This window comes from Nonomuraea sp. 3-1Str, from assembly GCF_031570565.1.
Lineage (GTDB): Bacteria > Actinomycetota > Actinomycetes > Streptosporangiales > Streptosporangiaceae > Nonomuraea.
Genome location: NZ_JALHBK010000009.1, coordinates 255079 through 280409 on the forward strand (window position 1 = coordinate 255079; position 25331 = coordinate 280409).

A 25331-nucleotide genomic window follows, 5' to 3' on the forward strand; every position below is an offset into this window, starting at 1 on the left:
GGAGCCGCGCGATGAGATCCGTCGTCTCCTCGGAGTGGCTGAAGCTCCGCTCCGTCGCCTCCACGTACTACGCGCTCGGGGTGGCCGGCCTCATGGTGCTGCTCGGCGTGGTGTGGAGCGTCTACGTGAGCGGCCTGGCGGACGAGCGCGGCTCCCTTCGGGCGGCGGCCCCGGAGGAGGGCTTCCTTCCCCTGGTGCAGATCAGCCTCGCCGTCATCGGGGTGCTCGCCATCACGGCGGAGCACGCCACCGGCATGATCCGTACGAGCCTCACAGTCGTACCCAGGCGAGGTGCCCTGCTGTTCGCCAAGGCGGCGGTCGTCACGGTCGTGACGACCGCGGCGGCGAGCGCGATCATCATGACCACGTACGCGGCGAGCAGGGTGATAGCGGGCGACCGGCGGCTGGGCTTCAACGAGTCCTCGCTCGCCGCGGACGTGCCGACGCTGCTGGCCTCCGTGCTGTCGGTGACTGTGCTGGCGATCGTGGGGCTCGGTCTCGGCGCCGCCGTCCGCTCCACCGCCGGGGCGCTCGTGTCAGTGGTCTCGCTGCTGTTCGTGCTGCCAGGCATCGCCAATTACCTACCCGCCCCCTGGAACACCAGGATCGCCGCCTTCATGCTGCCCAACCTGACGCCGCAGCTCACCGGCGAGCGGCTCTCCAGCCGGCTGGGCGACGGGATCCTGCCGCCCTGGGCCGCCCTGCTGGCTCTGCTCGCCTATGCCGCGGTGGCGCTCGGGGCGGGCCTGCACATGCTCGGCAGACGGGATGCATGACGAGCCGTCACGCCTCGGCTGGCACCGGTCCCCTCAACCATCACCACGCGAACGCTCCCGGAGACATGTCCCATGAACGTGCTCACCTCCGAATGGCTGAAGCTCCGCTCGGTCCGCTCCACCGGACTCCTGCTGGTGCTCAGCCTCGGCTCCATCCTGCTAGGCGTCGCGATCGCCTGGATGGCGGCCGGCATGTACGACGACGCCGCTCCCGCCAAGCGCGCGACGGCCTCGATCGCGGAGCTTGAGGAGGTCACGATCATCGTGCCGCAGCTCTGCATGGGCATCCTCGGCGTGCTGGCCATCACTTCCGAGTACGCGACCGACATGATCAGGACCAGTCTCACTGTCGTACCGAAGCGCTGGCCCGTGCTCGCGGCGAAGGCCGCCGTCGTGGGTGCCCTCGGCCTGCTGACCGGCAGCGTGACGATATTCACCACGTACTTCCTGGCGCGCAGGCTGATCGGCGACCGCTTCTCCGGCGCCTACCTGACACCATTCGTCGACAGACTTCCGACGCTGTTCGCGACGGGCCTCACCGTCTGCGTGTTCGCCCTGCTCGGTCTCGGTCTGGGGGCGTTGACGCGGTCAACGGCTGGGGCCGTGGCCGTCCTCGTGGGACTCGTGTACGTCGTCCCGATCATCGTCGGCAAGCTTCCCTCCCCGTGGAAGGACTGGCTTGGCTCCGTGATGATCAGCGCCCTGCCTCGGGAGATCAGCGGGGTGCCCTTCAAGAGCTCCGTGTACGGCGCGAGTCTTTCTCCCGCCGCGGCGGTCGCCGTTCTCGCGGCATATGCACTCTTACCCGTACTCGCGGGCACTTGGCTCCTACGCCACCGAGACATCTGACCGCCACCCCGGCCAGGACACCTGTTCCCGAGCCGGCCTGTTCCTGTCCGGGCTGGAACACCTGCTCCCACCCGGGCCAGAACACCTGCTCCCGTCCGGGCCGGAACACCTGCTCCCACCCGGGCCAGGACGCCTGCTCCCGATCGGGCCAGGACATCCGCCCCCGTTCTGGCCAGCCCCGCCACCCGCTTGCGTGACCGTGCCGCCCGCTCCCACTCGCCGAGGACCACCCCCTGGCCGGTGACAGTCTCGGCTTAGAGGTCGCGCAGGTAGGCACGGTGGCGCACCGATACAGAGAGCCGAGCACGGAGTTCCGGCGATCATGGGGTTGTGACGCCAGGTGATCATAGATGTGAGTGTCTTCTTGTGGGCACCTCCTCACTCGGCGGCCATCGTCGCCTGCCACGCGCCCGGGCGTTTGCCTGTGGCCTTGTGGAAGAACACCGAGAAGTTGGATGCGTCGGGGAATCCGAGTGTGTCGGCGCAGCGGGCGGCGGTGAGCCGGTCGTGTGCGAGGAGGCGTTTGGCTTCCAGGGTGATCCGTTCGACGATGTACGCCTTCGCGGTGCGGCCGGTGGCCTGCTGCACCGCTCGTGAGAGGGTGCGGGGCGCGTATCCCAGCGCACGGGCGTAGTAGCCGGCGTCGTGGTGTTGCCGGAAGTGCGCTTCGACGCTGGAGCGAAACAACTGGAACACCGGATGTGTGAGCCGTGTTTCGGCGTGTGGTGGGTGCAGCCGGGTAATGAGCGCGGAGAGCAGGATTTCGGGCAGCTCCGGCCGGGAGTCACTGGGTGGGGCGGATGCTTCGAGGAGGAGATGGCTGCGCGCCGTGTCGACGAAGGGCCAGTTGGCGTCGGGGATGCTCCAGTGCGCGGCCAGGTCCGGGGAGGCGACGAGTTCTCGGGTGGCGTGGGTGACCGGCGCGGTCGGCACGAACAGCACGAGGTGCCCTACCACTTCGGCGATGTCGTCCCACCGGTGCACCGCACCGGGTGGAATCCACACCGCGGACCGCTCCTTGAGCGGGTGGAGGTGGAAATCGACCGTGACTGAGCCGGGTCCGGCGTCGATGACGGCAAGGACGTGGAAGTCGGCGCGCTGCGTGCCGCCGTCGTTCAGCTCGCGAAGGCGGCCGAACGTCATCGTCTCGACCGAGGCGGCGCGGCGCCCCGCGGGCCGGTAGGTCATCTGCCGGATCACGCTCACGTGTCCAGTTTTCACCATCGGGCGACCAGTCACGCCGATGCCCCGTCCGGGTGCAGAAGTTTCAATGAATACACAGGGCAATCGCCCAGAGCACCGTCCGGAAGAGCCATCATGAACACGACGCAGCATGCGCATCTGCCCGCTTACGACCATCGGCCGGGGACCGGTCCGACCCTGGTGTTCCTGCACTACTGGGGTGGTTCCGCCCGCACCTGGGACCTCGTCGTCGACCGCCTGGCGGGCCGTGACGTGCTCACGGTCGACTTCCGCGGGTGGAGCCGGTCGAGCGCTCTGCCCGGTCCCTACACGCTCGGTCAGCTCGCCGACGACACGCTCGCCGTGCTCGCCGATGCGGGGGTCACCGACTACGTCCTGGTAGGGCATTCGATGGGGGGCAAGGTCGCACAGCTGGTCGCGGCCACCCGGCCCGCCGGCCTGCGCGGCATCGTCCTCGTCGGCTCCGGCCCGGCAAAGCCCGCCGCACAGATCACCCCCGAGTACCAGGAAGCCCTGTCGCATGCCTACGACTCCGCCGAGTCCGTGGCCGGGGCACGGGATCACATCCTCACCGCGACCGAGCTGCCCGCTCCAGTCAAGGCGCAGATCGTGACCGATTCGCGGACCGTCACCGACGCCGCCCGCACTGAGTGGCCGCTGCGCGGCATCGCACAGGACATCACCGAGCACACGCGCATGGTCAGCGTTCCCGCTCTCGTCGTCGCCGGAGAACACGACCAGGTGGAACCCATCGACGTGCTCCGCGACAACCTGGTGCCCTACCTCTCCCAAGCCGACTTCGTGGTGGTGCCCCACACCGGTCACCTGATCCCGCTGGAAGCCCCGGCCGACCTCGTCGACACCATCACCGCATTCGCGCCGGCAGCCTGACCATCCCCGCGGCCCGACGACGGGCTGCGCCCCTGAGCAGCCGACCACGAGGCCAAGACAGGCGCAGCCGCGTTGCACCGCACCCGACAGATCTGCTTGTACGCCGGCCGCACAGCGGCCGGCACCGCATCGTGGACGACTTGTTCCCCGAGCCGGCCGCCCGGGGTTCCGGGACAACGCGGTGAGCGGCGCCCGTCACAAACCAGTTGCCTTTCCTTCTCTCCCCCGACGGGCCCAGCGATGCCCCCTCGTGACTTCTCGAAGGAAGCCCTCACCTCAATGCCCCATCGAAGGAAGCCCCCACCTCAATGCCCCAGACCAAGGTCATCGCCATTCCTGTGCTCGGCAGGCATTCCGTCAATGCCTACCTGCTGCTGGGCAGACAACCGATCGACGTCGACGCCGGAACACCCGGCAGCGCCCAGCTGATCCACACCAGATCGCCTCCCACGGCGTGAACCCCCAAGACGTCCGCCTGATCGTTGTCACCCACGGGCACGTCGACCACTTCGACTCCGCCGCGGAACTCAGCCGGCTCACCGGCGCACCAATCGCCGGCCACATCGCCGATCTCAGCATCTACCGAGCAGGCGGAGTCAGTGACCCGTACCTGCCGATCGGGCTGTTCGGACGCCTCTTCATCCGCTCCGCGAGAGTGCGCGAGACCACCGAGCCATTCGAGCCGGACCTCCTCATCAGGGGTGAGACCCACCTGTCGGATCTTGGTGTCGAGGCCCGCATCATGCCGACCCCGGGTCACACCGCCGGCTCCGCCTCCGTCCTCACCAACCACGGCGACCTGGTGGCCGGAGACCTCGTGGCCTCCCCGTTCCTGGGTCTCGGCAAGCGACCCGCCAATCCGCCCTTCCACGACGACCGGCTCGGCAACCTCGCCATCCTGCGCGAGATGCTGGCCCTGGGCCCCACCAAGCTCCACGTCGGCCATGGCGCACCCCTCAACCCCGAGCAGGTAAGTCGCTGGGCTTCCGCGGAGCAACGACGGCTCGATCGCCTCGCAGTCCGGGGGCGTCTGCGGACCAAGAGCGAACCCGGGGCATAACCACGGGAACTTTGATCCGGTCGTCGTGGGCACCGGACGACGATCCGTGCGAGTAGTCCTCCTGTCTCACATACCTGAGCCATGACCAGCAATTTCACGATGCTCACCACTCATGGGGAACCTGTGCCCGTGCTGCCTGCGTGGCTGACCGAACCGCTACGTCGCAACGAGTGGATCCGTCTCGGAGTCTTCGCTCGATTGAAGCAGATTGCGCTGGGGTCCTACGACCGAATCGTTGGCCTGCTTCTCGACCAGATCGCCGTCGATGGATCGATCATCAAAGCTCCCGGCGGCGGCGAGGCGGCCGGGCGCCCCCCGGTCGACCGCGGCAAACAAGGCATGAAACGCTCCGGCATGACAGACGGTTACGGAATCCCACTGGGTCGTGTCCTGGCTGGAGCCAACCGCCGCGACTCTCCGTTGCTCGCCCCGACCCTGGATCGCCTGAACGAACTTGGGCCGTTACCCGACGACATCACTATCCATCTGGACGCTGGCTACGACTCCGACACAACCCGTGCCCTGCTCGACGACCGCAACTTGCGCGGCCGGATTGCACGCAAAGGAGAGAAAGGGCCGATTCAGGCGAGTCGACGGTGGCACGTGGAGCGCACCCACGCCTGGCAAAACGCCTTTCACCGCCTCGCGCTATGTTACGAGCGTCGGCTCACCGTGATTGACGCCTTCTTCGACCTCGCCGACGCCGTCATCACGGTACGTAGTCTAATCCGTCAAGCATGGAGGACTCACCGCTGGAAGGCACGCCCTCACCTGTGCCCATGAGCAGACGCCCTATCTGCGCGAGTTCTTACTCGAACCCACGCACCCATCTCCGCACCATGCCAACTGCCCGGTCAGCGTGAAGCGCGGATGCCGGGCAGGGCGAGGAAGGTGCAGGACCAGGTAGGCACCTGTAGGGCCAGGCCGGTGACCGGCCCAACCTGCGTGGTGGGTCAGCCGATTCGCTTGCGGGCCCTCTGCGGCGTCCGCCCGGTGGCCCGGCCGGCGGCGCGCCCGGTGGCCTGGCCGGTGGCCTGGCCGGCGGCGGAAGCACGGGCCGTCCGGGTGCTCAGGAGCCAGTAGAGCCCACCCGCCACCAGGCTGCCCGACAGCCATGAGAAGTCCGTGCCGTTCGTGGCCAGTGCTATGGGGCCCTGCGTAGCAGGGGTCAGGCCGTACTGCCAGCTCCACGCCGCGACCAGACCGATGCCCAGGCTGATCAGAGCGTTCCGGTTGACCAACCCGTACAACGACGGTGAGGAGCCGCGGAGCGAGGAATCAGACGACTCGCCGTCGTAGAGCGCGGGCACGTCCACCCGGCCCCTGCGCAGCACGAAGAAGTCGATGAGCACGATGCTGGCCCACGGGCTGATCCAGACCAGGATCGACGCCATCCACTGGTCGAAGGCGTGGGCGAAGCTGTCGGCCTGGACGAACACGGCCAACACCACCGATGCGACGAGCCCCGCGATGAGAGTGATCTTCCACCGGGCGATCCTGATGCCGACCGACAGCGCCGCCAGCGAGCACGAGTAGAGATTGAGGATGTTGGTGGCCACCGGGCCATGCATGATCAGCAGAAGTACAGGGACGGCCATCACCCCGAAGGCGCTCGTCACCAGGCTGGACGGGTCGGCGCCGCCACCTCCGCCGGCCCGGTAGGCGCCGAGGGCTGCCAGCCACACGGTCGGCACGTACATGCCGAGGGCCGTGGACCAGAACACCTTACGGTCGGACACACCGACCCGGATGAACCTGCTGTAGTCGGCGGAGTAGGGCAGCCAGCTGATCCCCCAGCCGATGCCGATCGCGGTGAGGAGTTGAGTCACGGCGGTGAGCTTGGAGCCGCCCGCCGCCGCGGTGCCGGCCCCCCACTGGGGATGGACCTGCGCCACCGCGAGCACGGTCATGACCGCCATGAGCAGCACGGTCGCGGGAACGGTGTACTTCTCGAAGGTGCGGATGGCGTAGAAGCCGAAGAGCGCCAGGCCGAGCTGCACCACCATGATGAGACCGGCCACCAGGTACTTCAACGTGGTCCCGCCGTGCACACCCATCTGAGCCAGGATCGCCATCACCAGGTCGAGCACGACCCAGGTGTTGACCCCGACCCAGCCCATCGCCAGCAGGCCCTGGACCAGCCCCGGGATGATCGCTCCGCGCCGGCCGAAGACCGCTCGCCCCAACACCATCTGGTTCACGCCGGTACGGTGCCCCATCACGTTGAACAGGCCGAACACGGCGCAGCCGACGAGGTTGCCGAGGGCGATCACGGCCACGGTCTCCAGCAGGGTGAGGCCCAGACTGATCCCGAGGGCGCCGAGCACCCAGTTGATCGGGGCGATGTTGGCCCCCGACCAGATCCAGAACTGTTGCCACGGGGTCGAGTCGCGTGCCGCCGCGGGGATCGGCTCGATGCCGTGGGCGTCGAAGCGGACCGCCTCTGATTGATCGATGGTCGTCATGGGCTTCTCCTTGTGTGACTGGCCCCACACAACCACTCACTCAACACAGAGGAGTAGTGGACGAATCTCTAGCAATATCCAAGATCACTGTCTATATTCACAGGATGCTCACCCTGGAAGCACTCGTCAGCAATGCGGCGCTGGAGCTGCGGATCTTGGAGCCCGGCCCGCCCGGCGCCCTGCAGAATCCGGTGACGTGGGTGCACAACACCGAACTGCCCGACCCGTCCCCGTACATCCGGGAAAAGGAGCTGGTGCTGACCAACGGCCTGTGGGACGGACAGGTGAGCCCGGGTGAGTTCGTGGCGAACGTCAAGCGCGCCAAGGCGGCCGGGATCGTGTTCGGGCTGCGTGCCCAGCAGCCGCACACCCCGCCTGAGCTCATAGCCGCGTGCCGGGCAGCGGACCTGCCTCTGCTGGAGATCTCGCAGGCGGTTCCGTTCACCGCGATCTCCCAGGCGGTCTCCGCGACGTACGCCGACCAGCGTCAGCAGGAAGTGATCGGCATGGTGCGCCGGGGCGACGCGCTGGCCACGGCCATCTCCCGCGGCGCGGGCGCGTCGGGAGTGCTGCGCGTGCTCACTCGCGACCATGATCTGCCGCTGGCGGTGGTGGACCGGATGGGCCGGCCGCTGGCGGCGTCCGGCACCGAGCTGGACACCGCGCAGTTGCAGATCGTGGCGGCGGGGCTCGCCCGCCGCCCGCCCGCGCTGGAGCTGGACCTGGGCGGCGGGCACGCCGCGCTGTTTCCCGTAGGCGCGCTCGGCGATGCCGATGCGGCGCTCATCTGCCTGCGGCCGCTGGCCGAGCTGTCCGCCGCCGAGCGCGACGCGCTGGAGCAGGCCGCCAGGTTCCTCAGTCTGGAGGTGGCCAGACAGCAGGCGGTACAGGCGATCGAGATGCGCTTCGCCGGCGAGTTGCTGGAGATGGTGCTGTCCGGGGGGCACCGGGCGCCGGAGGTGGCGAGCCGGTTGCGAGCCTTCGGGGTGGACCCCACAGGAGCGCTGGCGGTCTGCACGCTGGCCTTCGCCGACGACGCCGCCACCGAGCACGGCCTGGCCGAAGTGGTCGGCGAGTTCTTCGCGGCCCAGGGCGTTCCCGCCGTCGTCGCCGGCGGCACGAACGACGTGGTGGCCCTGCTCACCTGGCGGCAGCCCGAAGACGAGCTGCCCGTCCTGGCAGAACGCCTGGTCGAGAGCACGGCGCAGCGATTTCCCGGGCGGCGTCCCGTGGCCGGTCTCGGCAGCGTCGCCGCGTATGCGGGCGACCTGCGGCGGACGCTGCTCCAGTCGCGCGAGGCCTGCCGGGTGCTGCGCCGCACGTCCGGCGGCCCGGCCGTGCGGAGATTCAGCGAGCTGGGCACACACCGGCTGCTGCTCGGCCTGGTCGATCCGGCCACGCTGAGCGCCTCCGCGCACGACCTGCTCGCACCGGTCCGCGCGTACGACGCGCAGCGCCGCAGCGACCTGGAGCCGACGCTGCGGGCGTTCCTCGACCATGACGGGCAGTGGGCGGCCACGGCCGCCGCCCTCCACGTCCACGTCAACACCTTGCGCAACCGGCTGGCCCGCGTCACCGAGCTGACCGGCAGGGACGTCGGACGCATCGAGGACCTCGTGGACCTGTTCCTCGCCCTGACCATCGACGCGATGGAATGAGTGGCGCGTGACAGCCTCAGAGGGGATAGACGTCGGGGTCCACGACGGGGGCCTGTGACCGGCGGGTGGGCAGGTCCGGGTCGGTCAGCGCGGCGGCGGCCACGTCACGGCATCGGGCGAAGCGCACGTCGCCGCATTCCAGCGCGTACTCGATGAGCCGGCGCAGAGCCATCGCCCGGCCCGGGCGGCCCGACAGGAACGGGTGCACGCAGAGGTTGAACAGGCACCGGTAGTGGCGCATCCCGTCGAGCTCCGCCCGCCACAGCTCCAGCACCTTCTGCGGCGACTCGATGACCGAGCCGACGTGCGGCGCGGGCAGGAACGCGTACTGCTCCCAGTCGTCGAGCGACCAGTGGACGGGCAGCTCCACGACGTCACCCGACATCGTGGGGACGCGGTAGGGACGGTCGTCGCCCATGAGCGAGGAGTCGTAGCGCAGGCCGTACTCGGCGACCAGCTCGGCGGTCTGCCAGGTGGCCTCCCACAGCGCGGCCCGGTGCCCGGCGATCTCGATGCCCTGGTCGGCGAAGACCTCCAGGCCGCGTTCGAAGTCGGCGCGTTCCTCCTCCGGCGTCATCGAGGTGGGCGGCCGGTGGCTGTAGGAGTGGTGCGCCACCTCGTGCCCGCGTTCGGCGATCGACTGTGCCAGCGCCGGACGGTGCTCGGCCACCCATCCCGGCACGAAGAAGGTGGCCGGCACTCCCAGCTCGTCCAGCATGCCGAGGATGCGCGGCAGCCCGACATCCGGACCGTACGCCTGGTGTGACATGGTGCTGGCATGCCGGGCATAGTCGCGTCCCCCGGCGAGGATCGGCGTCTCCGCGTCGACGTCGAAGGTCAGCGTGACGACGGCCGCGGCGCCGCCGTGCCAGTTCTCGCTCATGATGCCGTTCCAGGTGTTCCGGTGGGTGTCAGACGGCGACGCGTGCGGCGGCCTGCCGCCATTGGGCGGCGTTGGCCAGCGTGGCCATCGGCTGCAGCATCATATGGTCGAACGCCTCCAGCGGCCGATCCCCGGTCACGCGTCGCGGCAGGTCGGAGTTGGCCAGCGCGCCCCGGCCGATGGACACCAGGTCGGCGTGACCGTCCCGCAACACCTGCGCGGCCTGTGACAGCTCGTGCATGCCGCCGTTGGCGATGACGGGCAGTCCCGTCGCCAGGCGGGCGAGCCCGGTGATCGTCGTGTCGCCGTCCAGCCGCGCCGTCTCGATCCAGTCGCGTCCCTCGCTGGCGATGTGCAGGTACGTCGCACCGGCCTCGGCGAGCGCCGTGAAGATGATCCGAGCGTCGTACGCGCCACCGGGCCAGCGGTAGACGAAGTCGTTGACCTTGGTCTGCGACAGGCGCACCCCCACGCAGAACTCCGGGCCGACCTCGGCGCGGATGGCGGCGACCACCTCCGCGGCCAGCCGCACCCGGTTGGCGACCGGACCGCCGTAGGAGTCGTCGCGGGTGTTGGTGTACGCGGTGAGGAACTGGTCCAGCAGGTAGCCGTTGGCCCCGTGGACCTCGACGCCGTCGAATCCGGCGTCGAGGGCCCGTACGGCGGAGTCGGCGAAGCCGCGTACCGCCACGTCGATGTCGTCCTGGGTCATCGCCTTGGGCGTCGGCCACGGCCCGTGCCCGCCGTACTCGGGCATCTTCTCGCCCAGGGGCGGCACCTCGGAGGGGCCCGCGGTGTCGTCGCGGTGCCGGTTGCCCTGGGACAGCGCGCCGGCGTGCATGAGCTGCAGCACGGCACGTGACCCGGCGGCGTGCACGCGCTCGGTGACGGCACGCCAGGCCCCGGCGTGGACGTCCGACGCTATGCCGGGCTGGTTGAGGTAGCCCTGGCTGTAGACGGTGTCGGTGTAGGTTCCCTCGGTGATCACCAGGCCGAAGCCGCCCTCGGCGTACGCGGCGTAGTAGTCGGCCATCTCGGCGGTCGGCGTGCCGTCGGGAGCGGCGGAGACCCTGGTCATCGGGGCGACCGCGAACCGGTTGGCCAGGTCGAGGCCGCCGAGCCGTACGGGCAGGGACGCAGGATGTTCGATGGTCATGTCAGATTCCCTTCTGAGGTGGCTTGGCCGCCGTCAAGATCGGTCACGCTGACCGGCGGCCACCCGCACCGCACGCCCCGTGGGGGCGGCACGATGGTCCGCCCTTCGGAGGTCATGGTTTCCACGCCGACAAGACAACCATCCACCGACAGGGCCACGCCATGGACACTCGCACAGCAATCAGCGCAGTAGCTGGAGGAATCTCCACGGAAGGCATGGGAATCGGCGTCTTCACCCGGTCCGCATGCGACGCCATCGCGAGAGACTCCGCCTCGCTCACCTCTGAGACCGCTCGCGCAGGAGCGGCGACCGCGTCGATCCCGGCGCGCTGCGCGCCGCGCTCTCGCTGCACCCGATGACGGGCCTCTCGTCTTCCCGGCCGCACGGGACACGCCTCCCGTGTTGGCGCCTCTGCCGATCGGCGACCGTCTCCTCCAAGCCCCCTAGAGGGCGGGGGTCCGGATCAGCACGCGGGTCGTGCCGCCGTCGTCCTCCTCGATGTCCCGGACGTGCCGGAAACCGATCTTCTCCAGGACGGCCAGAGACACCAGGTTCTCGGCGGCCACGGTGGCGAAGACCTCCGTCAGCCCGAGGGTCTCGAAGCCGTACGCGACGATCGCCTCCGCCAGCTCGGTTCCCAGGCCGGACCCCCAGGCCGCCGGCGCCAGCGCGTAGATGATCTCGTGCCCTCCGACGGCATCGGTCGGCTTGATCTCGGCATGCCCGACATGCACCCCGTCCCGCCGGACCGCCCAGACGTCGAACAGGTCTCGCGCGTAGACCTTCGTGAAGACGCGTCCGAACAGCGCCCGGTCCTCCTCCTCAGGAGAAGGACCGTCCCCCATCCACCGCGACACCCTCTCGTCCTGGAACAGAGCGACGAAGCTTTCCTCGTCCTCCGGGACGTACGGCTCCAGAACCAGCCGTTTCGTGTACAGAGTCGGCGTCACAGCCGACGACGCTACTCACGGCCCGTTCGTCCGGGCAAGCGACTTTCGGGGGCGTGGGAAGGCGACTTCGCACCTCACCACTCGACGCCCGCGCCCGGCCACGGAGGCCGAGCGGTCATGCGCCACCGGCCGGCGTGCGCGTGCGCATCCGGCGCAGCGCGAAAGCACTGCGCCGGACCGCGAGCCTCGCTGAGGCAGGCGTCAGACCTCGACCACCACAGGGATGATCATCGGGCGGCGACGGTAGGTGTCGCTCACCCAGCGGCCGACCGTACGCCGGACCACGCGCCGAATCTCCTGCATGTCGACCACCCCGTCGGCGGCCTTGGCCTCCAGGGCCTTCTCGATCTGCGGGATGAACTGGTCGAACTGCGCGGGATCGATGCCCGAGCCTCGGGCGTGGATCTCCGGCCCCGCCGTGAGCTTCCCGGTGTTCGAGTCGACCACGATCACCACCGAGATGAACCCCTCGTCGCCGAGGATCCTGCGATCCTTCAACGAGGTGTCGGTGATCTCACCGACCGAGGAGCCGTCGACGTACACATAACCCGCGTGGACCGCGCCGACGATCTTCGCTCGGCCGTCGACCAGGTCCACCACGACGCCGTCCTCGGCGATCACGATGTGGTCCTCCGGCACCCCGGTGAGCTCCGCGAGTCTCGCGTGCGCGCGCAGATGCCGCCACTCTCCATGGACGGGCATGAAGTTGGACGGACGCGTCAGGTTGAGGACGTACAGCAGCTCGCCGGCGGCGGCGTGCCCCGAGACGTGCACCTTGGCGTTGCCCTTGTGGACGACGCGAGCCCCCCACCGGGTCAGCCCGTTGATCACCTTGTTGACCGCGGTCTCGTTGCCGGGTACCAGCGACGAGGCGAGCAGCACGGTGTCGCCCTCGGTGACCCGGATCGGGTGGTCGCGGTTGGCCATCCGCGACAGCGCGGCCATGGGCTCGCCCTGGGAGCCGGTGCAGACGAGCACCACGTCCTCCGGCGGGTACGCCTCGATGTCGCGGGAGTCGACGATCAGCTCCGGCGGCACCTTGAGGTAGCCGAGATCACGGGCCACCCCCATGTTGCGCACCATGGAGCGGCCGACGAGCGCCACCTTGCGACCGTGCCGGGCGGCCGCGTCCATGACCTGCTGGATGCGGTGCACGTGGGAGGCGAAGCTGGCGACGATGACCCGCTGCTCGGAGGTGCGGATGACCTCGTCGATGACCGGCCCGATCTCCCGCTCGCTGGTGACGAACCCCGGCACCTCGGCGTTGGTCGAGTCGGACATCAGCAGGTCGACGCCCTCGGATCCGAGCCGGGCGAACCCGCCCAGGTCGGTGAGCCGGCCGTCGCTCGGCAACTGGTCCATCCGGAAGTCGCCGGTGTGCAGGACGATGCCCGCGGGCGTCCGGATGGCGACGGCCAGGGCGTCGGGAATCGAGTGGTTGACCGCGAGGAACTCACATTCGAACGGCCCGAACCTGTGCCGCTCGCCCTCGATCACCTCGAGCTTGGTCGGCTGGATGCGGTGCTCGGTGAGCTTGGCCTCGATGAGGGCCAGGGTCAGCCTCGATCCGATGAGCGGGATGTTGCGCCGCTCGCGCAGAAGGTAGGGAACCGCCCCGATGTGATCCTCGTGGGCGTGCGTCAGCACCACGGCCTCGACGTCGTCGAGCCGGTCCCTGATGTACTCGAAGTCGGGCAGGATCAAGTCGACGCCCGGCTGGTCCGGCTCGGGGAAGAGCACCCCGCAGTCGACGATCAGCAGACGGCCCTCGTACTCGAAGACCGCCATGTTCCTGCCGATCTCACCGAGCCCGCCCAACGCGACGATGCGCAGACCACCCTCAGGCAGCGCCGGTGGGGGCCCGAGCTCCGGATGTGGATGACTCATGCTCGTGTCCCCTTGTTGAATCGTGTTCTCAAAACTCCCGGTTCCTCCCCGTTTTAGGTATCTGTCAACTTCACTCCGCCTGCCACCAGGCAAGCGCGCAGCTCAGCGTTCTGTCTCTCCGTCTCGGCTACCAGCGGCGACCGTACGGGACCCACAGGCATGCCCACCATGGCCAGCGCGGCCTTGGCCATGATCGCGCCGCCCGCGCTCATCATGATCCCTTCGACCACGGGGGCCAGCTGGCGGTGCACGGCGAGCGCCTCGGCGACGTCTCCGTCGCGGTACAGCTCGATCATGCGGGCCAGTTGCGCCCCGACCACGTGACCCACGACGCTCACGAAACCGGCCGCGCCGACCGACAGCCACGGCAGGTTGAGCACGTCGTCGCCGGAGTAGTAGGCGAGATCGGTCATCGTCATCACCTGGCTGCCGGCGAACAGGTCGCCCTTGGCATCCTTCACGGCGACGATGCGTTCGTGCTGCGCCAGCCGGATCAGAGTCGCGGTCTGGATCGGCACGCCACTGCGTCCAGGAATGTCATAGAGCATCACCGGCAGGTCCGTCGAATCGGCCACCGTGGCGAAATGCCGGTAGAGGCCCTCCTGCGGGGGCTTGCTGTAGTACGGCGTGACCACGAGCAGGCCGTGCGCACCGGCGCGCGCCGCCGCCCTCGCCAACTCGACACTGTGCCGCGTATCGTTCGTACCCGCCCCTGCAACCACGGTAGCCCGATCCCCGACCGCTTCGAGGACCGTACTGAGGATACGCTGCTTCTCCTCGTCGGAGGTGGTGGGCGACTCGCCCGTCGTACCGCTCACGATCAGGCCGTCGTTGCGCTGCTCGTCCACCAGATAGACGGCGAGCCGCCGAACGGCCGGATAGTCGACCGCGCCGTCGGCGGTGAACGGCGTGACCATGGCGGTCAGCATGCGGCCGAAGGGCGCTTCCGTGGTTCCAGTTGGCGATGCCATAGTGCGAACGCTACCTGGATTCCCAAAACGCTTGGACGCCGCCACCCCGCTTCGCCCACCTCACAGGCCATCCAGGGCACCACTTCCCATGACATCCCGGACATCCACGGCTCGCACCAACGGTCACCGCCCCCGCCCAGGTCGGGGCGTGGCGGACCCCGGATCGCGGCCCCTGGCATCGCCGTTCGAGAACCGGCGCCGTCATACGCCAGGCGGCGAGCGACGGTCGTTCGCCGGCGGCCGGTGCGGGGTGGCTCCTGCATGAGCGGCCCAGGAAGGAGAGCGGGGCGGGGAAGATCGGCGGGGCCTACGGCACAGGCCCCCTACCACCCCTCATTGGTAGAGGTCGCCGATATGTGCTCGGGGGTACACACATCGACGACCTCTACCGGACAATCGCGCCGTCTTACATCGGCGTTACAAGGTTTCTCCGATAATTTTGCGCTGCCGCAAAGTTGGGGCTCCAAGGGTCGTCGATGACGGTCGGTTACCTGCCGAATACGGCAACATAGGGCAACGCCTCACCCGAACCCCCCAGGGATGAATTAGTGGCCACCTCAGATCCGGTCTACCTGCGCGTCGTAGAGGACATTCGGCGGCAGATCAACGACGGCACCCTTTCCCCGGGCGCGCCCATCCCCTCACGGGCGCAGTTGACCCGGAAATACCAGGTCGGTGAGACCGCGGCTCGTCATGCACTCCGTGTGCTGGTCGCCGAGGGCCTCATCATCGGCCGCGTGGGATCGGGCCATTACGTCAGGGAGCGTCCCATTTTGTGGCCCCTGCACAGATGGCGCTTCCCGGACCACCCCACCCCGTTCGCCGCCGATCTCCAGACGCAGGGCCGGCGTGTGACGTGGGAATGGCAGAGCGACTCCGCCGAGGCCACTCCCGAGATCTCAAGACGGCTGCGGGTGCCGCTGTCGGCCAAGTTGACGAGAACGCGTTACCTGTACCGCGGCGACGGGAGACCGCTCCAGCTCGCGACCTCGTACGAGTCCGTGGAGTTCGCGGCCCATCTGGACGAGGAGCGGCGCAGCGTGGTGGCCAGGATGTACGCGCACGGCGTCAAGATCACGGAGATCCGGGAGGCCGTGCACACGCGGGTGCCGCGCCCGGGCGAGGCGGATGCCTTGCAACTTGCGGCGGGCACGCACGTCCTGCACGTGGAACGTACCCACTGGGCCGGCGAGCGCCCGGTCGAGACCAGCGACATCGTGCTCCCCGGCGACCGCTTCCGGGTCATGTACAGCATGCCCGTCAACTGATCCGCCCACGGAAGACGCCCCGCACAGGCCGTTCACCCAGAACGCCTCCTCCCCTGTGCAGGCGGACCACCGCGCGAGCGCACAGACCCGCCGCTCCCTCCTCTACACGGGCCGGCCGGAGCACCTTCGCCATCCGAGGACCGGCGTGACCGAGTCAGAAGCTCGCCGCCCAAGCTTGTCGGTCCTCGTTGATACAACCATTCTGTGCGAGTCAAAGACCTGCCCTCCCGGGAGCGGCCCCGAGAGCGACTCATGACGAGCGGGCCGGCCGCGCTCGCCGACCGTGAGCTGCTGGCCGTGCTGCTGGGCTCCGGCTTCCGCGGGACGAGCGCGATGGACCTGGCCTCCCAGGTGATCGAGCACTGCGGCGATCTCGACGGCCTGGCCCGCGCCGAGCCGCACCGCCTGCTGGCCGTGCGGGGCGTGGGTCCGGCCAAGGCGGCGCGGGTGGCGGCTGCCTTCCATCTCGTACGCCGAGCGCAGGCCGATCCTGAGCGGCCGAGGATCACGAGCACGTCCGACCTGGCCACGGTCGCGGCCCCGCTGCTCCAGGGGCTTTCGCGCGAGCGGCTGGTCGTGGTGGTGTGCGACCCACGAGGGGCGGTCCTGCGGCGCACGGTCCTCACGGAGGGCGGCGCCGACCACACGGCCGTGCCGGTACGGGAGATCATCGCGACGGTCCTGACCTCCGGCGGGGCCGCCTTCGCTGTGGCCCACAACCATCCCAGCGGCTCGCTCGACCCCAGCAACGACGACCTCACGGCCACGGCTCGACTGGCGGCGGCCGCGCACACGGTCGGCCTCCGCCTCCTCGACCATCTGATCATCACGGACACGGCCTGGAAACGCGTCCCGGTCCCCTGACCGTGTCACGCGCCCGAACCCGGATCTGCCGGCGCGGCCTTCGAAGCAAGATCGCATTACCCGATGGGTAATTGAGCTCCCTGACTGCGCCGCGGCAACCTTCAAGTGTTGGTCCTGTCACATCTGTTGACAAGGAATGCTCATGAAGCGATACGCCCTTGGCGCTCTTGCCGCCGGCACCATGCTTGCTGCCCCTGCCCATGCCGAGACGATCGGAAATGTCTGGGTGAACGGCACGGAACCCGGCTATGCCACCTACATCGTGAGCGTCGGCGCGGACAACCAGGCGGGGCGGGTGAAGCTCGACCTTTATGTCTCCCAGGGCCAGGTCATCACCGGGGTACGAAACGGCACCGCCCTATGCCAGTTGGGTCACTTCGGGGCGACCTGCGACCTGGGGTACGGCCCCTTCCCGCAGCACTTCGAGGTGAAGGTCAAGCGCCAGGAATCCGCAGGCGGCCCTTTTCACCTGCGAGCCGCCGCCACCACCTCGGCGCCTGAGCGGAACTACTCCGACAACACCATCGTCATCGACACCTACTGAGACGTACTCCTGCCCACCACCCCATGAACCGCCCGGCCGATCTCCGCGCCGCGCCGGCTACCCAGAGCACTGCCCCGGAAGCCTCGATACCGCGCCCTCAGCCCGCAGGCCGCCCAAAAGCCATGATCCCGCCGATAGCGCGGAACCCCAGTGACGGCACGAGACCGCATGCCATCCTTTTCGCGCGGGACGGCCGTGGCGGAGATTCCAGGCCGGTACCCGCCGCGACGCGGTCCCGCGACACCCGGAAAGCGCGGGACCGCGTCCCTCCTCCAAGGAAGGTGTCCCTCTCGCAGCCCCAGGGAGCGAACCAGGGCCTGCGAGAGGGACAGCCCCGGCCACCTCTTGCGGCAGCTGGGCGGCCGGGATACCCGGGGCCTTGCGGGCGTGGTGAGTGGGCGTTCACACACTCGGCAAGACCCACTTCCATCAGATGCGAGCGACACGCGTCCGATGGAGGGCTTGGTGTCGCAGGCCGTGACAGGGCCTGCGAAGAATCGGAACCAACAGATCGCTGGCGGCATCCCCGCCGGCATGGAGACGTGCGGTCTCCCCGTGCGGCTACGCGATCTCGTACAAGCGGCGACATGCAGCAGACGGCCGAACAAGGCACGACTCATGACTCCGAACGCGATGAGGCAGGTCGTCGCCGGCAGATGAGCCGTAGGCGGCCGGGCGAACGCTTGGCGGATGTCGGCGCGATTTTGGTGCACAAGTGGCGCACGGTGAGCCTGGCCGGTGCCGGACCGGTGTCCCCGCGAATGATCTGCGGGCGGGCCTGCGGCTTATGATCGGGCACTTGTCATCGCGAGAGTCGCGATCGGCAAGCATGGCGTCAGGCGTTCACGGAGACGGCTACCCCAGGCCCCACACCCTTGGGCGCCGGAAAGAGGGGGGTGAGCCGTAGGAATCACACCTGGGTGCCCCACATGACTGACGCGACACGATCGAACCGTCGCGCCCAGGCCCGTGAGGGCCGGCAGCCCACAGGTGGCGCCCGTTGCGAGTGAGTGCATGATCTGCACGCCGACGGTCACCCAACACATGGTCGGGCCGGGCACCAGCCAGAGCCCACAGAGGCCAAGACGACACAAGGGCTACGCGACAACCCGCAGGTGATGCCCATGACTCCAGCGAAGCGTCCTCGCACACCGTCATCCAGCTCAAGCAGGTATCCCCACCCGTCGCCACACAGCATTGGCCCTGGCCGCGATCATGCGGGGTGATGCCAGCATCATTCTTCGCCTACCTCGCTTGTTGACCTTCCGGATGAACCTGAGGCCGCCGGCCTGACAGAGCTCGTACAGCACGTGCCGGCAGACCGGGGCGTAGTCACACACCCGCACCCGTTCACTCCAATCCACTTCCGGCTCCCAGTCGATATCCATTGCCGCCCCGACGAGCAACGCCACCTGACACCTGCGGCAGAACTCCAGTTCCGAGGACATGCTCAGTATCGTACCGCATACGTATTCATAGGTCTAGCTCGTATCCACTGGTTCGCACGTGCGTCTGCTTTGTACTTTGATGTACGGTTTGGTCTATACTCCCTGGGTGCTTGATCGTGAGGGTCCCGTGCCGATCTACAAGCAGGTCGCCGATCTGATCCGCGAGCAGATCGAACGCGGAGAACTGAAAGCGGGCGACCCCGTCCCCAGCGAGGCGAAGCTGGAGCGGGACTACGAGATCGCCCGCACCACCGCCCGGAGAGTCGCGCGCGAGCTGCGCGAGCAGGGGATGGCGTACACCATCCAGGGCGAGGGCACGTTCGTCGGGCAGCCGGGTGGACCGCGGGCGGCGCGGAAGGTGCCGCTGTACCAGAAGATCGCGGAAGAGATCGCCGAGCGGATCAGGCAAGGTGAGTTCCCGCCGAACCGGGCGATCCCCGGCGAGAAGTCCATGATGAGCGAGTACGGCATCGCCAAGGTCACCGCCCGGCAGGCGGTGGCTCACCTGAGGGACCTCGGCTGGGTGTTCACCGTCGCCTACCGGGGCACGTTCGTGAGCACCCCCGACAAGTGGCCGGACGAACACCAGCAGTAGTCCTCCAAGGTCACGGCAACCCTCGTACGCTGAGCCCCATGGTCGATCCCGAGGGTGACACTCATCTCTACCTTCAGATCAGCTCCATCCTTCGCACCCGGATCGTCAACGAGCTCCGGCCCGGCTGGCCGGTGCCCAGCGAGGCGGAGATCCAGCGGGATTTCGGCGTGGCCCGCACGACCGCGCGGCGCGCGATCGGTGTTCTCCGCGCCGAAGGCCTCGTTCACACGGTCCAGGGCGAGGGCACGTTCGTGGGCCCCCGAAGAGACACATCCCGCGATGCTCAGAAGATGCCGCTCTATCAGCAGATAGCGCAGGAGCTCCGCGGTCGCATCATGGCCGGTGAGCTGCCGCCGAGGCGACCCATTCCGGCGGAGAGCGTGCTGGTGGGACAGTACGGTGTCGCGCGGGAGACCGTGCGACGGGCGATGGCGCTGCTTCGTGAGCAAGGGTGGATCTACACGGTCCCGCAGCGGGGGAGCTACGTCTGCCCCAAGGACTCGTGGCCCGTCGCGGCGGACGGGGGCGATGCCGAGTCGGAGGAGCCGCCCATGCACTCGACACCGCTCTGAGGGTGCGAGGCGGACATGGGAGGGCCACATGGCCTCACCCCGCGGTCCCGCGCGCCTTCTTTCAAGCGGCGGGCCGCCGACCGAGAGGTCGCCGACGCCTAGGCCGCCGACGTGCGCGCCTTATCTGAGGGCCCTTGAGGCGGAGGCCGGCCTAGTGGACTTCCGCCTCTTCGCCAACGGCTACACCGGCGGACATGCGGCGGTCGGCTACGACGGCGCAGAGTGACTCGATCAGGGCATGAGGATCATCAGGGGTTTCGGGACGGATTGCTCCGTGCGGTTCTCGCCTCGAGCAAGTGGTACGGGGTGTGCGAGGATGACCAGCGTGATCGACATAGGCCCGCTGCGTGCTGAGGATCGTGCCGCCTGGGAAGTGCTGGCGCGTGGGTACAAGTCGTTCTACCGCACCGACGTCCCCGACGAGGGGTACGAGGAGACCTGGCGGCGGCTGATGGACGGCCGGGAGGTGCACGGGGTCGGGGCGTGGCTGGACGGGCGGTTGGTCGGCATCGCGCACTACCTGTTCCACGTGACCTTCTGGTCCGCCGAGTCCTGCTATCTGCAGGACCTGTTCGTCGGCGAGGCGGCGCGTGGGCAGGGGGCGGCTCGGGGGCTGATCGAGCGGGTGGCCGAGGAGTCGCGCAGGCGGGGCGCCGCTCGGCTGTACTGGACGACCAAGCAGGACAACGCCTCCGCCCGCGCCCTGTATGACAAGGTGGCGCGGTTCAACGGGTTCGTCCGGTACGACTACCCCCTGGACCGGATCTCCTAGGCTCTGTCCCGCGACCCTGTGCCGGGGTCACGCGGCATGCGCTGGGGCAGCCATCGCAGAGCCGCGTCGGCGCAGTTCTCGGGGCTGCTGTTGAAGGCGATGGCCGCGTCGGGCGCGTGCCGGCGGACCAGGTTGACCACCTTCTCGAAGAGTTCGAGCAACGGCTCGTGCGTGCGGATGCCGCCACCGATCACCACGCAGGCGTAGTCCTCGCGGGTCAGCGCCTCCTCGATCGCTCCTTCAGGGTTCTCCTCCAGTGCCACCAGGCACCAGTCGGCCTCGACGCCGTAGTCGTCGAAACGGTCCCGACCGCGTGCTATCGCCGCCTGGACAGGCTCGGGGTCCCAGCCCTGGATCTTGGCGGGATCAAGGCCGAGCACCAGCACTCGTGCCGCTGTCACGCGTCCTCCTCGCAGAACGGTTCCACGCCGGCGCGATGGTCGAAGGTGGTTACTGGCTCCATCGACATAGCCGAACTCCTCCGGAGGCCGCACGTTGTCCCGATCCTGCCATGCGCGACACGCCTTGGCGCCCTACGACAGGAGGGCGTCGCCGAGCAGGCGCCAGTGCGGCATCGCGGTCCGGCCCGGCTCGATGCCGATCACCTGGACGCCGACGTGGTCAGCGCCGGCCTCGACGTGGCCGTGGAGCTTGTCGACGACGGCGTCCAGGTCGCCCCAGAACACCAGGTCGTCGACGAGGCGGTCGCTGCCGCCGTCGGCGAGCTCCTCCTCCGTGTAGCCCAGCCGGCGGAACTTCGCGATGTTGTACGGGCTGGTCAGGTAGGGGTGCAGGTGCTCCCGCGCGACGGCGCGGGCCTTGGCCGGGTCGGACTCCAGCAGCACCGGGTGCTCGACGCCGAGGAACGCGTCCGGCCCGAGGATCTCCCGCGACTGCGCGGTGTGGGCCACGTTGACGTGGTAGGCGTGGGCGCCGGCGGTGCGGTCGCGGGCGAGTTCGAGCATCTTCGGCCCGTACGCGGCCAGGATGCGGCGCATCGGGGCCGCCGGCCTGGGGTTGGGCGTGTCGACCGCGTCCATCTCGTCGAGGTACTCGGCCATGGCCGCCAGGGGCTTGACCCCCGGTCGCGCGAGGCCGCCGAACCCCAGGCCGAGCACGTGCCGGTCAGGGTAGGCGTCGGCCAGGAGGAGCGCGGCGCCCTGCGTCCACCGGGCATCGCGCGACCAGATCTGCGCGATGCCGTTGACGACGTGCATCCGCTGGGTGCAGGAGAGCAGGTAGCCGGCGTGGGTGAGCGCCTCGCGCCCCATCAGCTCGGGGATCCAGAACGTCGGCCATCCCCGCTCCTCCAGCTCCTGGATCTCGTCGCGCATCCGCGCGGCGGGCTGACCCTCGAAGTCGAAGGTCCAGACGCCGTACGTCCCCAGTTCCAGGCCATCCAGGCTGCCCATCGAACGCCTCCTTGTCCACGTGCCACATTTGCCAACATATCGGACTATCGCAGAATCTCGATATGACAGGCAACCCGGGCGGCGACAGAAAGTGTCCGCGAACCCCTAGAGGGTCTCTCCGAGGACGGTGACGAGCTGGGCGATGCGCTGCTCGTCGCGCTTGTAGTGGGTCCACTTGCCCACGCGGGTGGATCGCACCAGGCCGGCCCGCTCCAGTTCGGCCATGTACGCCGACACCGTCGACTGGGCCAGCCCCGCCTTGGCCTGGATGTGGCTCACGCACACCCCGACCTCGGCCGGGTCGGCGATGGCCTGCTCGGGCGGGAAGTGGCGCTCCGGCTCGCGCAGCCACGACAGCAGTTGCAGGCGCATCGGGTTCGACAGCGCCCGCAACGCGCGGACCACGTCGGGATCCGGTGAATCCGCAGCCTCCGCCATAGGCCCAGGATATAGGGCACTACGAACGTTTCGAACGATTCCGATATGAAGGGACATGGGGGTGGCCCACGCCCTCAGAACACCGGGATGATGTCCTCCGGGTCGATGAAGTCCACCGGCACGCCTTCGAGGTCGAGCTCCGGGATGGCGGGGAAGTCGATCCCCCAGCGCTCGACGATGGCGCGGACGCGGGCCATGGCCACCCGCCAGTTCTCCGCCTGATCCTCGTACGACAGCACTCCGAGCCCCGCGTCGCGGGCGTGGTCCATGAGGACGCGGTGGTTGGCCAGGAAGTACGGCGGCAGCTCCCAGAAGCCACCGGGCGGCTCCCAGAGGATCATGGACAGGAACACGAACCCGGCCCGGAGCTGGCGGGTGATGAGGACGCGGGTGTCGTCGGTGAGGCCCGGCCACTCGTTCTCCAAGATGGTCATGCAGATCTGGAGGTGCCGCGACTCGTCGCGGCCGATGCGGTGGAACATCTCCCCGAACACCGGGTGCGTGGTGCCCGACGCCATCCCCCTGAACAGGGTGGACGCGGCCATCTCCCCCATCATGAAGCTGGTGAACAGCACGGGCAGGCTGTACTTGCCGACGGCGGTGTTGTAGCCGTTCCAGTAGCGGCCGCCGTTGTGGTACAGCCAGCCGATGTTGTTGTGCGCCGCCCGCTCCAGGTCGTCGGACGGCGTCCAGTCGAGGGGGCCGCCGGGCCAGAGCTTGGCGATCGCGCGCTGGCAGCACTCCTCGTGGTTCATCTCGTCGCGGGTGATGGAGAAGAAGCACTTGCGGACCGGGTCCTCCTCGTGCTTCTCGAACGCCTGGATGGTGGCCCGGGCGAAGACCGCCGGCCCCGAGGCGTCGAAGTTCGCCAGCACGGCGAACCAGTACATGATGCCGAGCCGCTGCTCGCGGGTGAAGTCGGCCGGGTCGAGGCCGTCCCAGGGCAGGTCGGCGGGGTTCCAGACCGTGCGCTTGGACTTCTCGTAGATGGCCGCGAGCTTGGCGGTCTCGACCCGCCACTCCATCGGGTAAATGTTCGGCTGCGGGATCTCCGGGGCCGGCCAGAAGCCGCCCTCCGGGATCGTGAGGTCCGCCATGTGACACCTCCACCCCCCATCCTGCGCGGAGCCGTCATGCCTGGCAAGCGTCTGAGCCGCACGACGCGGCGGGTTCACGTACGGGTGCGCTGGGTGATCGCCACACAGGCCAGCACGGCCAGCGCCCCCGCCACCGTCACCGCCCCGAACCGCTCCCCCAGCAGGAACCACGCCCACACCAGCGTGAGCACCGGCTGCGCGAGCTGCGTCTGGCCCGCGCGGGCGATCCCGCCCCTGGCCAGGCCGGCGTACCAGGGGATGAAGCCGACGAACATCGACACCACCGCCACGTACGCGAAGCCGGCGAGCGCCTCGGCCGACGGATGGACCGGCGTCGTCACGGCCAGCACGGCGGTCACGGGCGCGGTGAACGGGAGGGACACGACGAGCGCGTACGAGATGACCTGCCAGCCGGGTGTGTCACGGGCGAGCCGGCCGCCCTCGGTGTAGCCGACGGCCGCCGACAGGAGCGCGCCGACGAGCAGCAGGTCGGCCCATGTGCCCGTCACGCCGGAGCGGGTGAGCGTGAAGGCGGTGATCGCGAGGGCGCCGGCCGCGCAGGCGACCCAGAACAGCGGCCGGGGGCGCTCGCCGGCGCGCAGCACGGCGCAGGCGGCGGTGGCGGCGGGGAGGAGGCCGATCACGACGGCCGAGTGGGCGGTCGTCGCCCCGAGATGCAGCGCCAGGCCGCTGAAGACCGGGAACCCGAACACGACGCCGAGCGAGATCAGCGCGTACGAGCCCCACTGGCGGCGGGGCGGCAGGAGCGGGAGCCGGGCGGCCCGGAGGCAGGCGAGCGCGATGACGGCGGCCACGACGGCCCGGCCGACGGCGACGAGCCACGGGTCGAAGCCCCGCATCGCGAACACGGTGGCCGGCATCGAGCCCGAGAAGGCCAGCACGCCGAGGAAGGCGAGCCCCGTCCCGCCCTGCCTCGTGACCTGGGGCGGGCGGACCGCTATCTCGTCCGCGACGATAGCGCTATTCTGCTCTTTCATGGACAACGATAGCAGTATCGCCCAGATCGCCGCGATACTGCGTGAGGAGGCCGGCCGGCTCCGGCCCGGCGACCGCCTGCCGTCCAGCCGGGAGATCATGCGGCGCCACAACGTCAGCCCGGTGACCGTCTCCAGGGCCCTCGGCCGGCTCGCCGCCGAGGGTGTGGTGGTCACGCGGCCGGGCAGCGGCGCGTTCGTGGCGCACCGCACCGAGCGGCCCGCCGCCGCGCCGGACCTGTCATGGCAGACGGTCGCGCTGGGCGATCGGGTGGTGGACGAGTCGGCCGTGGTGGCCCTGCTGAGCGGGCCGCCCGAGGGCGTGGTGCCGCTGACCGGCGGCTACCCGCACCCGGGGCTGCGGCCGGACCGGCAGCTCGCGGCCGCGGCGGCGCGGGCGGTCCGCCGGCCGGACGCCTGGGCGATGCCGCCGCCGAACGGGCTGGCCGGGCCGCGCCGCTGGCTCGCGGCCGCGGCGGGGCGCGCGGTGGACGGCGCCCCGGCCGCGGGGCCGGGCGGGGGCCCAGGGGGCGCCGCACCCGCCGCCCGCCGGCCCTCCCCGCCCGCGCCCCCCCGG

Annotated in this window: 27 protein-coding genes; 14 read left to right on the forward strand and 13 right to left on the reverse strand. The window is 69.3% G+C overall.

The features are described 5' to 3' along the window. Positions 1 to 11 precede the first annotated feature (11 nt). Both MTP10_RS17470 and MTP10_RS17475 read left to right on the forward strand, forming a co-directional pair. Complete coding sequence (locus tag MTP10_RS17470) at positions 12 to 776, forward strand: ABC transporter permease subunit (protein WP_310710512.1); 765 nt, start codon at positions 12 to 14, stop codon at positions 774 to 776. A gap of 72 nt (positions 777 to 848) precedes the next feature. Continuing rightward, positions 849 to 1625, forward strand: coding sequence for an ABC transporter permease (locus MTP10_RS17475; protein WP_310710513.1), 777 nt, complete (start codon positions 849 to 851; stop codon positions 1623 to 1625). Positions 1626 to 2003: 378 nt separating this feature from the next. Here MTP10_RS17475 and MTP10_RS17480 read toward each other — a convergent pair whose 3' ends face one another. Further along, the gene (locus MTP10_RS17480; RefSeq protein WP_310710514.1) at positions 2004 to 2831 is read right to left on the reverse strand and encodes a helix-turn-helix transcriptional regulator; all 828 of its coding nucleotides are present in this window, start codon (positions 2829 to 2831) and stop codon (positions 2004 to 2006) included. A 111-nt stretch (positions 2832 to 2942) separates the two neighbouring features. On the opposite strand from MTP10_RS17480, the gene MTP10_RS17485 reads away from it, so the two are divergent. The 4 genes from MTP10_RS17485 (at position 2943) to MTP10_RS17500 (ending at position 5562) form a co-directional block, all read left to right on the forward strand. Next, entirely contained in the window at positions 2943 to 3719 is a 777-nt protein-coding gene (locus tag MTP10_RS17485; RefSeq protein ID WP_310710515.1) for an alpha/beta hydrolase, read from the forward strand. A gap of 308 nt (positions 3720 to 4027) precedes the next feature. Next, positions 4028 to 4177: a hypothetical protein gene (locus MTP10_RS17490; RefSeq protein ID WP_310710516.1), complete on the forward strand. Its 150-nt coding sequence runs from the start codon at positions 4028 to 4030 to the stop codon at positions 4175 to 4177. After that, the gene (locus MTP10_RS17495; protein WP_310710517.1) at positions 4174 to 4779 is read left to right on the forward strand and encodes an MBL fold metallo-hydrolase; all 606 of its coding nucleotides are present in this window, start codon (positions 4174 to 4176) and stop codon (positions 4777 to 4779) included. The genes MTP10_RS17490 and MTP10_RS17495 overlap by 4 nt, the downstream gene beginning before the upstream one ends. Positions 4780 to 4878: 99 nt before the next feature. Further along, positions 4879 to 5562 (forward strand): IS5 family transposase, encoded by a 684-nt coding sequence (locus tag MTP10_RS17500; protein WP_310710545.1) that lies wholly within the window; start codon positions 4879 to 4881, stop codon positions 5560 to 5562. Positions 5563 to 5732: 170 nt separating this feature from the next. Here the strand turns inward: MTP10_RS17500 and MTP10_RS17505 are convergent, their stop codons facing one another. Next, positions 5733 to 7244 (reverse strand): cytosine permease, encoded by a 1512-nt coding sequence (locus MTP10_RS17505; protein ID WP_310710518.1) that lies wholly within the window; start codon positions 7242 to 7244, stop codon positions 5733 to 5735. A 104-nt stretch (positions 7245 to 7348) separates the two neighbouring features. Between MTP10_RS17505 and MTP10_RS17510 the strand changes: the two genes are divergently transcribed. Beyond that, a complete protein-coding gene (locus MTP10_RS17510; protein ID WP_310710519.1) occupies positions 7349 to 8902 on the forward strand; it encodes a PucR family transcriptional regulator ligand-binding domain-containing protein in 1554 nt (517 codons plus the stop codon). 16 nt (positions 8903 to 8918) lie between these two features. Here the strand turns inward: MTP10_RS17510 and MTP10_RS17515 are convergent, their stop codons facing one another. The 5 genes from MTP10_RS17515 to dapA all read right to left on the reverse strand — a co-directional run bounded on the left by MTP10_RS17515 (position 8919) and on the right by dapA (position 14749). Beyond that, on the reverse strand, positions 8919 to 9785 hold the full coding sequence (locus MTP10_RS17515; protein ID WP_310710520.1) for a polysaccharide deacetylase: 867 nt from the start codon (positions 9783 to 9785) through the stop codon (positions 8919 to 8921). 28 nt (positions 9786 to 9813) lie between these two features. Next, complete coding sequence (locus tag MTP10_RS17520; RefSeq protein ID WP_310710521.1) at positions 9814 to 10941, reverse strand: NADH:flavin oxidoreductase; 1128 nt, start codon at positions 10939 to 10941, stop codon at positions 9814 to 9816. Positions 10942 to 11384: 443 nt separating this feature from the next. Continuing rightward, a complete protein-coding gene (locus MTP10_RS17525) occupies positions 11385 to 11891 on the reverse strand; it encodes a GNAT family N-acetyltransferase (RefSeq protein WP_310710522.1) in 507 nt (168 codons plus the stop codon). Positions 11892 to 12092: 201 nt separating this feature from the next. Further along, on the reverse strand, positions 12093 to 13778 hold the full coding sequence (locus tag MTP10_RS17530) for a ribonuclease J (protein ID WP_310710523.1): 1686 nt from the start codon (positions 13776 to 13778) through the stop codon (positions 12093 to 12095). 53 nt (positions 13779 to 13831) lie between these two features. Continuing rightward, positions 13832 to 14749 carry a 4-hydroxy-tetrahydrodipicolinate synthase gene (gene dapA, locus MTP10_RS17535; protein ID WP_310710524.1) on the reverse strand — a complete coding sequence of 306 codons (918 nt, stop codon included), beginning with the start codon at positions 14747 to 14749 and terminating at the stop codon, positions 13832 to 13834. Positions 14750 to 15297: 548 nt separating this feature from the next. Here dapA and MTP10_RS17540 point away from each other — a divergent pair. The 3 genes from MTP10_RS17540 (at position 15298) to MTP10_RS17550 (ending at position 17425) form a co-directional block, all read left to right on the forward strand. Beyond that, complete coding sequence (locus MTP10_RS17540; RefSeq protein WP_310710525.1) at positions 15298 to 16017, forward strand: GntR family transcriptional regulator; 720 nt, start codon at positions 15298 to 15300, stop codon at positions 16015 to 16017. 204 nt (positions 16018 to 16221) lie between these two features. Beyond that, the gene (gene radC, locus MTP10_RS17545) at positions 16222 to 16881 is read left to right on the forward strand and encodes a DNA repair protein RadC (RefSeq protein ID WP_310710526.1); all 660 of its coding nucleotides are present in this window, start codon (positions 16222 to 16224) and stop codon (positions 16879 to 16881) included. Positions 16882 to 17023: 142 nt separating this feature from the next. Then, positions 17024 to 17425, forward strand: coding sequence for a hypothetical protein (locus tag MTP10_RS17550; protein ID WP_310710527.1), 402 nt, complete (start codon positions 17024 to 17026; stop codon positions 17423 to 17425). Positions 17426 to 18588: 1163 nt separating this feature from the next. On the opposite strand, the gene MTP10_RS17555 is transcribed toward MTP10_RS17550, so the two are convergent. Continuing rightward, on the reverse strand, positions 18589 to 18873 hold the full coding sequence (locus MTP10_RS17555; RefSeq protein ID WP_310710528.1) for a hypothetical protein: 285 nt from the start codon (positions 18871 to 18873) through the stop codon (positions 18589 to 18591). A gap of 106 nt (positions 18874 to 18979) precedes the next feature. Here MTP10_RS17555 and MTP10_RS17560 point away from each other — a divergent pair, with 106 nt between their 5' ends. The 3 genes from MTP10_RS17560 to MTP10_RS17570 all read left to right on the forward strand — a co-directional run bounded on the left by MTP10_RS17560 (position 18980) and on the right by MTP10_RS17570 (position 20812). Then, on the forward strand, positions 18980 to 19468 hold the full coding sequence (locus MTP10_RS17560; RefSeq protein WP_310710529.1) for a GntR family transcriptional regulator: 489 nt from the start codon (positions 18980 to 18982) through the stop codon (positions 19466 to 19468). Positions 19469 to 19506: 38 nt separating this feature from the next. Then, a complete protein-coding gene (locus MTP10_RS17565; RefSeq protein WP_310710530.1) occupies positions 19507 to 20040 on the forward strand; it encodes a GntR family transcriptional regulator in 534 nt (177 codons plus the stop codon). Positions 20041 to 20356: 316 nt separating this feature from the next. Next, positions 20357 to 20812, forward strand: a complete 456-nt coding sequence (locus MTP10_RS17570; protein ID WP_310710531.1) for a GNAT family N-acetyltransferase — start codon at positions 20357 to 20359, stop codon at positions 20810 to 20812. Here the strand turns inward: MTP10_RS17570 and MTP10_RS17575 are convergent. The 5 genes from MTP10_RS17575 to MTP10_RS17595 form a co-directional block, all read right to left on the reverse strand. After that, on the reverse strand, positions 20809 to 21213 hold the full coding sequence (locus tag MTP10_RS17575; protein ID WP_310710532.1) for a hypothetical protein: 405 nt from the start codon (positions 21211 to 21213) through the stop codon (positions 20809 to 20811). The two genes, MTP10_RS17570 and MTP10_RS17575, sit on opposite strands and share 4 nt — an antisense overlap. 132 nt (positions 21214 to 21345) lie before the next feature. Further along, the gene (locus MTP10_RS17580; RefSeq protein WP_310710533.1) at positions 21346 to 22224 is read right to left on the reverse strand and encodes a TIGR03620 family F420-dependent LLM class oxidoreductase; all 879 of its coding nucleotides are present in this window, start codon (positions 22222 to 22224) and stop codon (positions 21346 to 21348) included. A gap of 105 nt (positions 22225 to 22329) precedes the next feature. Further along, a complete protein-coding gene (locus tag MTP10_RS17585) occupies positions 22330 to 22662 on the reverse strand; it encodes a metalloregulator ArsR/SmtB family transcription factor (protein WP_310710534.1) in 333 nt (110 codons plus the stop codon). Positions 22663 to 22736: 74 nt separating this feature from the next. Continuing rightward, positions 22737 to 23759, reverse strand: a complete 1023-nt coding sequence (locus MTP10_RS17590) for a hypothetical protein (RefSeq protein WP_310710535.1) — start codon at positions 23757 to 23759, stop codon at positions 22737 to 22739. A 74-nt stretch (positions 23760 to 23833) separates the two neighbouring features. Then, a complete protein-coding gene (locus MTP10_RS17595; RefSeq protein ID WP_310710536.1) occupies positions 23834 to 24757 on the reverse strand; it encodes a DMT family transporter in 924 nt (307 codons plus the stop codon). Here MTP10_RS17595 and MTP10_RS17600 point away from each other — a divergent pair. Continuing rightward, positions 24756 to 25331, forward strand: a 576-nt coding sequence (locus MTP10_RS17600) for a GntR family transcriptional regulator (protein ID WP_310710537.1), incomplete at its 3' end; no start/stop codon positions are given. The two genes, MTP10_RS17595 and MTP10_RS17600, sit on opposite strands and share 2 nt — an antisense overlap.